This is a genomic window from uncultured Mycobacterium sp., from assembly GCF_964249325.1.
In the GTDB taxonomy this organism is placed as follows: Bacteria; Actinomycetota; Actinomycetes; order Mycobacteriales; family Mycobacteriaceae; genus Mycobacterium.
Window position 1 is genome coordinate 1 of record NZ_CAXUCH010000236.1, and the last position, 6,598, is coordinate 6,598.

Annotated in this window: 8 protein-coding genes; 5 read left to right on the forward strand and 3 right to left on the reverse strand. The window is 65.7% G+C overall.

Translation table 11 applies throughout. The features are described from left to right. Both ACFE99_RS21125 and ACFE99_RS21130 read left to right on the forward strand, forming a co-directional pair. Nucleotides 1–467, forward strand: a 467-nt coding sequence (locus ACFE99_RS21125) for an RDD family protein (protein ID WP_375488358.1), incomplete at its 5' end; no start/stop codon positions are given. A 58-nt stretch (nt 468–525) separates the two neighbouring features. Beyond that, the gene (locus ACFE99_RS21130; protein WP_375488359.1) at nt 526–1,707 is read left to right on the forward strand and encodes a cystathionine gamma-synthase; all 1,182 of its coding nucleotides are present in this window, start codon (nt 526–528) and stop codon (nt 1,705–1,707) included. 70 nt (nt 1,708–1,777) lie between these two features. On the opposite strand, the gene ACFE99_RS21135 is transcribed toward ACFE99_RS21130, so the two are convergent. The 3 genes from ACFE99_RS21135 to ACFE99_RS21145 form a co-directional block, all read right to left on the reverse strand. Then, entirely contained in the window at nt 1,778–2,440 is a 663-nt protein-coding gene (locus ACFE99_RS21135) for a GPP34 family phosphoprotein (RefSeq protein ID WP_375488360.1), read from the reverse strand. 45 nt (nt 2,441–2,485) lie between these two features. Next, on the reverse strand, nt 2,486–2,977 hold the full coding sequence (greA, locus tag ACFE99_RS21140; protein WP_375488361.1) for a transcription elongation factor GreA: 492 nt from the start codon (nt 2,975–2,977) through the stop codon (nt 2,486–2,488). A gap of 244 nt (nt 2,978–3,221) precedes the next feature. Next, a complete protein-coding gene (locus ACFE99_RS21145; protein WP_375488362.1) occupies nt 3,222–3,656 on the reverse strand; it encodes a DUF4307 domain-containing protein in 435 nt (144 codons plus the stop codon). A gap of 101 nt (nt 3,657–3,757) precedes the next feature. On the opposite strand from ACFE99_RS21145, the gene mca reads away from it, so the two are divergent. From mca to ACFE99_RS21160, 3 genes are all read left to right on the forward strand, one after another. Then, complete coding sequence (mca, locus tag ACFE99_RS21150; protein ID WP_375488363.1) at nt 3,758–4,627, forward strand: mycothiol conjugate amidase Mca; 870 nt, start codon at nt 3,758–3,760, stop codon at nt 4,625–4,627. After that, nucleotides 4,627–4,926, forward strand: coding sequence for a hypothetical protein (locus tag ACFE99_RS21155; RefSeq protein WP_375488364.1), 300 nt, complete (start codon nt 4,627–4,629; stop codon nt 4,924–4,926). Before mca ends, ACFE99_RS21155 begins: the two co-directional genes overlap by 1 nt. A gap of 9 nt (nt 4,927–4,935) precedes the next feature. After that, nucleotides 4,936–6,598: thioredoxin domain-containing protein (locus ACFE99_RS21160; RefSeq protein WP_375488365.1), on the forward strand; the 1,663-nt coding region annotated here is incomplete at its 3' end.

The window sequence follows — 6,598 nt, forward strand, 5'->3', positions numbered from 1 at the left end:
CCTACACGCCCTGGGTGACCCGAGTCGTGGCGTTCTTCGTCGACTACTTCCCGTACGCAATCATCATTGGTATCGGCTGGCTGGTGCTCCTCGGCACCGAACAGACGGCTTGCGTCACGGACATCTCGCGATACGCCGTCGATCAGGTATGCGCCAGCGGCTATTCGATGTTCGGCGTTACAACATTCTGGTTGGCGCAGCTGGTGGGCTTGGCCTACGTTGTCTGGAACTACGGCTACCGGCAGGGCACCACCGGTTCGAGCATCGGCAAGTCATTGATGAAGTTCAAGGTTGTCAGCGAAAACAACGGCCAGCCAATCGGATTCGGAATGTCGGTCGTCCGTCAACTCGCCCACTTGGTCGACTCGATCATCTGTTACATCGGCTACCTGTTCCCGCTGTGGGATGCCAAGCGGCAGACCCTTGCTGACAAGATAATGTCGACGGTGTGTCTGCCGGTCGAGTAGCCGGCGGGCAGGGTGTCAGCGGCGTGGCGAGTTTCGGCCGTCGTTAGGCTGATCATCGATGAGCCAACAGCGCAACACATCCGGCGCCGGCAACGAACGTCGGCTGCGAGGGCAGGCTACTAAGGCCATTCACGCGGGCTTCGCACCGGACCCGTCGACCGGCGCGGTCAACCCTCCAATCAATATGAGCAGCACGTTTGCTCAAGACGGCGTGGGCGGCCTGCGCGGCGGATTCGCATATTCCCGGTCCGGGAACCCGACCCGGGCCGCGCTGGAAGCGGCCCTCGCTGCCGTCGAGGAGGGCAGGTTCTGTCGCGCGTTCAGTTCCGGGATGGCTGCCAGCGACTGTGCGCTGCGAGCGATGCTGCATCCGGGCGACCACGTTGTCATCCCCGACGATGCCTACGGCGGCACCTTCCGGCTGATCGACAAGGTGTTCACCGGTTGGGGTATCGACTACACGCCGGTGGCCCTTGCTGATCTCGACGCGCTGCGCGCCGCGATCACCTCGCGGACGCGACTGATTTGGGTCGAAACGCCCACCAATCCGCTGCTTTCGATCGCCGATATCGCGGCGATCGCCGATATCGGTCAGCAATGCTCGGCAAAAGTTTTGGTGGACAACACGTTTGCTTCCCCGGCGCTGCAGCAGCCGCTGACGCTGGGTGCCGACGTGGTGCTGCATTCGACCACCAAGTACATCGGCGGGCACTCCGATGTTGTCGGCGGTGCGCTGGTCACCAAGGACGAAGAGCTCGACGCGGCGTTCGGCTTTTTGCAGAACGGGGCAGGCGCGGTGCCGGGCCCGTTCGACGTCTACCTGACGCTGCGGGGGCTGAAGACGCTGGTATTGCGGATGGAGCGACACAGCGAAAACGCCGCCGCGGTGGCCGAATTCCTCGCCGAGCATTCAGCCGTCAGCACCGTGTTGTATCCGGGCCTGCCCAGTCATCCGGGTCATGAGCTCGCTGCGCGGCAGATGCGCGGCTTCGGTGGCATGGTCTCGGTGCGGATGCGCGGTGGCCGGCAAGCAGCGAAGGAGCTGTGCGCCAACACCACGGTGTTCATCTTGGCCGAATCGCTGGGTGGGGTGGAGTCGCTGATCGAGCATCCGGTGGCAATGACGCATGCCTCGACCGCCGGCTCGAAGTTGGAGGTTCCCGACGATCTGGTGCGGCTGTCGGTGGGCATCGAGGATGTCGCCGATCTGCTGGCCGACCTCGAGCAGGCCCTGCGCTAGCTGGCCGAGCAGACGCAAAAGCCCACTGAATCAGGCATTCTGGGGTGCTTTCCGTCTGCTCGCCGGCGAGTTAGGCCAGGGCGTGACGGATTGCCGCGGTCGTCACCGCCAGGTTGACTTCGGGCAGGTCGGGCTCTGATTCGTTAACCCAGCTACCGCTGGCGATATCACCCGCCCGGTCGAGAACCCACTCCCAGCCGCGGTGGTCGAGGCTGAATATCGCGCCCAGCCCGTTGACGGCGTGCAGCAGCGAGATGATGGTCGCCGTCGCGGGATCAGGACGTTGCTGGTCGAACAGCGCCGCCGTCATCGCGGCGCGCACTTGCGACACCCGGCTGCGGTCCGTCAACTGCCACCCGTCCACCGGTTTGGATCCGTTGGAGTACAACCGGACTCGATGCACTTGACCGGTGCGCTCGAGCTGCGATAGCAAGGCGGCAAAAGTGTCGCGCCGCAGTTTGGCGATCGCCGCAGCGGGGCTCAGAGGACGGCGTAGCAACAGCTGCAGCGCAGGCGCGACCACCGGATCGCGGGAGTCGGGGCCAGTCAGGACGAGCAGCCGCCCCGCTTGCACCGGCTCGCCGTCGACCGCCGGGCGGATCCGACATTCGTGCGCCAAATCGAGCAGAACCGCCGCGGCCAGTACGCGTCCACACCGAGCGCGGTCCAGCGCGGGCTGCCCCGACGCATTGTCGAGCAGCAGCAGCAACAGATTCTCGGCGATCTTCGCCATGAGCGGGCCTAATACCGCCCGATTCCCCGACCCGCGGTTCTGCCTCTAGGCGCGGTATGGCTCCGCGCTGACCAACGTCACCTCGACGGTGTTGCCGTTGGGCACCTTGTAGGTGCGGGTCTCGCCGACCTTAGCGTTGATGAGCGCACCGCCCAGTGGTGAATTCGGCGAGTACGCCTCGAGCTTGCCGTCGCTGAGTCCCTCCTGCCGAGTGGCGATGAGGAACGTCTCGGTGTCCGACTCGTCGCCGTTGTAATAGACCGTCACTACTGAACCGGGCAGCGCCACCCCGGACTGTGTGGGAGCTTCGACCTTGGCGTTGCTGAGCAAGTCCTGTAGTTGACGGATGCGGGCCTCCTGCTGGCCCTGCTCCTCGCGGGCGGCGTGATATCCGCCGTTTTCGCTGAGGTCACCCTCCTCGCGGCGGTCGTTGATTTCCGCGGCGATCACCGGACGGTTCGCGATCAACTGGTCGAGTTCGGCCTTGAGTCGGTCATGTGACTCCTGGGGCAACCAGGTCCCCTGGGTGTCCGTCATCTCGTCGCGCTCCTTGTATTCGTTGTTTGCACGGTATTCGCGTGGGCAGGCTTTCGGTTCGCTGCCGGGCGTATGCGGTTTGACTGCGCGTGCCGCCGCACTGTGCCGCGTATGTCGCGCTAATGCAGCAATACACGGTCCCATCAGGAACCGTGTACCCACAAATGGTACCACCGCGACACATGCCTCCAGTCACGTTTTGACGTGTCACGCTTTTGCTCGGTTCCGGTCAACAGCTGTGTGGTCAGGACGGCCGCAGGTAGCTGGGCACGTCGCTGCCACAACCGTAGACGTCTCCCATCGTCGGAGGTTGGAAGGATTTCACGATCGTCGTCACCTGCACCGTGGCGCTGTCCGAAGGTGGGATGAGCACTTCACGCCGGCCGGTCTCACTGCCGTCTTTGGATCGCGCCCGCACGATGCAATCCACCGGCCGCGAGGGGTCGTGGCGCGTCACGCCGATCGTCACCGACACCGTCTGGTCGTCAATTAGGCGGTAGCCGACCAGGGTGCCGGTAACGTCGCTGGTGCCCAGCCGCTGGTAGCCGATGACCGCCACGACGACGCCGATCGCGACGACCAGGACCGCCAGGGCGATGACGCCACCACGCCGCGGCCAGCGGGATAACCGGGGAGGCCCGTAGCGGGCCAGCGGGGGCTGTGTAGGCCGTTCGCTCATAGGGCTCATAGGGCAGGGTTCTCCGAACCCGGTGGACATGATGCAACGATTAGAACTGCAACTATAGGGGCACGCCCGGTGGAACAACGGACAGAAAGCAGGTGAGCGAACTGCGATTGATGGCGGTGCATGCCCACCCCGACGACGAGTCCAGCAAGGGTGCTGCGACCCTCGCGCGCTACGCCGACGAGGGCCATCGCGTGCTGGTCGTGACGCTGACGGGCGGCGAACGCGGCGACATCCTCAACCCCGCGATGGACCTGCCCGAGGTGCACGGACGCATCGCTGAGATCCGCCGCGACGAGATGGCCAAGGCCGCTGAGATTCTCGGCGTCGAGCACACCTGGCTGGGCTTCGTCGACTCCGGTTTGCCGAAGGGCGATCCACCGCCGCCGCTGCCCGACGACTCCTTTGCGCTGGTGCCGCTGGAGGTGGCCACCGAGGCGCTCGTGCGGGTGATCCGGGAGTTTCGGCCGCACGTGATGACGACCTACGACGAAAACGGCGGCTACCCGCATCCCGACCACGTCCGCTGTCACCAGGTTTCGGTTGCCGCATACGAAGCGGCCGGCGACTATCGCCGTTTCCCTGACACCGGTGAGCCGTGGACCGTCGCCAAGCTGTATTACAACCACGGTTTCCTGCGCCAGCGGATGCAGTTGCTGCAAGACGAGTTTGCCAAGCATGGTCAGCAAGGTCCTTTCGAGAAGTGGCTCAAGCATTGGGATCCCAAGCACGATGTCTTCGCTGCCCGGGTGACGACCCGGGTGGAGTGCTCGGCGTATTTCAGTCAGCGCGACGACGCGCTTCGCGCACACGCCACCCAGATCGACCCCAAAGGCGATTTCTTCGCCGCGCCGATCGAATGGCAGCAGCGGCTATGGCCGACCGAGGAGTTCGAGCTGGCCCGTTCGCGAGTGCCGGTCAAGCTTCCTGAGACCGATCTGTTCGCCGGAATCGAGGACGAGTGATGTCTCATGCGTTGCTCAGCGCGCTCGGCGTGCTGGCCGACCTTCAAGCTGATGACGCACCTCGCCGTACCGGCCCGGATTTCGGCAAGGCCAGCCCGATGGGTCTGCTCGTCATTGTGTTGCTGCTGCTCGCCACGGTGTTTCTGATCCGGTCGATGAACCGGCAACTGAAGAAGGTGCCCGAGTCGTTCGACCCGGAGCACCCCGAGCCGGACCAAGCCGCCGAGGAGGACACCCTTCGCGGCGACGCTGACCAGCCGGGCGATCACAACGGACCACCCCGTGAACCCGACGGGTAGGGCGCAGCGATGAGCCCTGCGGCCAACACGCTGGCCGGGGCTGCCAGCCCCTATCTGCGCCAGCACGCCGACAACCCGGTGCATTGGCAGCAGTGGACGCCGCAGGCACTGGCCGAGGCGGCCGAGCGTGACGTGCCGATCCTGCTCTGGGTCGGCTACGCCGCCTGCCACTGGTGTCATGTGATGGCGCACGAATCGTTCGAAGACGAGGAAGTGGCCGCCGCGATGAACGACGGGTTCGTGTGCGTCAAGGTCGACCGCGAGGAACGGCCCGACATCGACGCCGTCTACATGAACGCCACCGTCGCGCTCACAGGGCAGGGCGGCTGGCCGATGACATGTTTTCTCACACCCGACGGCCGACCGTTCTTCTGCGGCACCTACTACCCGAAACATGCATTTCTGCAATTGCTTTCGGCTGTGACGGAAACGTGGCGCAGCCGCCGAGGTGAAGTCGAGCAGGCCTCCGACCACATCTCGAGCGAACTGCGCGCGATGGCGTCAGGTCTGCCGGGCGGTGGCCCGCGGGTCGAGCCCGCGCTGTGTGATCACGCGGTCGCCGTGGTGTTGCACGACGAGGACACCGCCCGCGGCGGCTTCGGAGGCGCACCGAAATTCCCGCCGTCGGCGCTGCTGGAGGCGTTGCTGCGGCACCATGAACGAACCGGGTCGCCGGCAGCGCTGCTGGCCGTCGAGCGCACCTGCAGCGCGATGGCCCGCGGCGGCATCTACGACCAGCTGGCCGGTGGTTTCGCTCGCTACAGCGTCGACAATGCTTGGGTAGTACCGCATTTCGAGAAGATGCTTTACGACAACGCGCTAGTGCTGCGCGTCTACGCGCACTGGGCGCGCCGGACGGGGAATGCGGTGGCTCGCCGGGTGGCCGCGGAAACCGCCCGTTTCATGCTCGACGAGCTCGGCGACCGCGACATGTTCACCTCGTCGCTGGACGCTGACGCCGCCCGCCGGGAGGGCTTGACCTATGTGTGGACGCCGGCTCGGCTGACGGAAGTTCTCGGCGAGGACGACGGGCGTTGGGCGGCTTCGGTTTTCGGGGTCACCCAGGCGGGCACGTTCGAGCACGGCGCATCGGTGCTGCAATTGCCGGCAGATCCCGACGACCCCGATCGCTTCGAGCGGGTCCGCACCGCGCTGCTGGCGGCGCGGTTGACCCGCCCCCAGCCGGACCGCGACGACAAGGTCGTCACCGCCTGGAACGGCTTGGCCATTACTGCGTTGGCGGAAGCCAACGTGGCGCTTGGTGATCCGGAGTTAGCGGACGCGGCGCGGCGATGCGCTGCCGCGCTGGTGGGCCTGCACATGGTGGAGGGGCGATTGCGTCGGGCCAGCCTCGGTGGGCGGGTCGGCGATAGTGCGGCGATTCTGGAAGACCATGCGACGCTGGCCACCGGGCTGTTGACGCTCTACCAGCTGACCATGGACCCGGCGTGGCTGGAGACGGCCACCGAGTTGCTGGACATTGCGCTGACGCACTTCGCCGATCCGGACGTACCGGGCCGCTGGTTCGACAGCGCCGACGACGCCGAACAGCTGATGTTTCGTCCGGCCGACCCGGTGGACGGTGCGACACCGTCGGGGGCTTCCTCGATCCCCGAGGCCCTGCTGATTGCCGCCCACCTGGTCGGCGGCGAGCGCGCAGATCGTTATGGGC

Bases quoted from the DNA above. Each gene is read 5' to 3' on its own strand.
- ACFE99_RS21130 (WP_375488359.1), top strand. From the start codon at position 526: ATGAGCCAACAGCGCAACACATCCGGCGCCGGCAACGAACGTCGGCTG.
- ACFE99_RS21135 (WP_375488360.1), bottom strand. From the start codon at position 2,440: ATGGCGAAGATCGCCGAGAATCTGTTGCTGCTGCTGCTCGACAATGCG.
- greA (WP_375488361.1), bottom strand. From the start codon at position 2,977: ATGACGGACACCCAGGGGACCTGGTTGCCCCAGGAGTCACATGACCGA.
- ACFE99_RS21145 (WP_375488362.1), bottom strand. From the start codon at position 3,656: ATGAGCGAACGGCCTACACAGCCCCCGCTGGCCCGCTACGGGCCTCCC.
- ACFE99_RS21155 (WP_375488364.1), top strand. From the start codon at position 4,627: ATGTCTCATGCGTTGCTCAGCGCGCTCGGCGTGCTGGCCGACCTTCAA.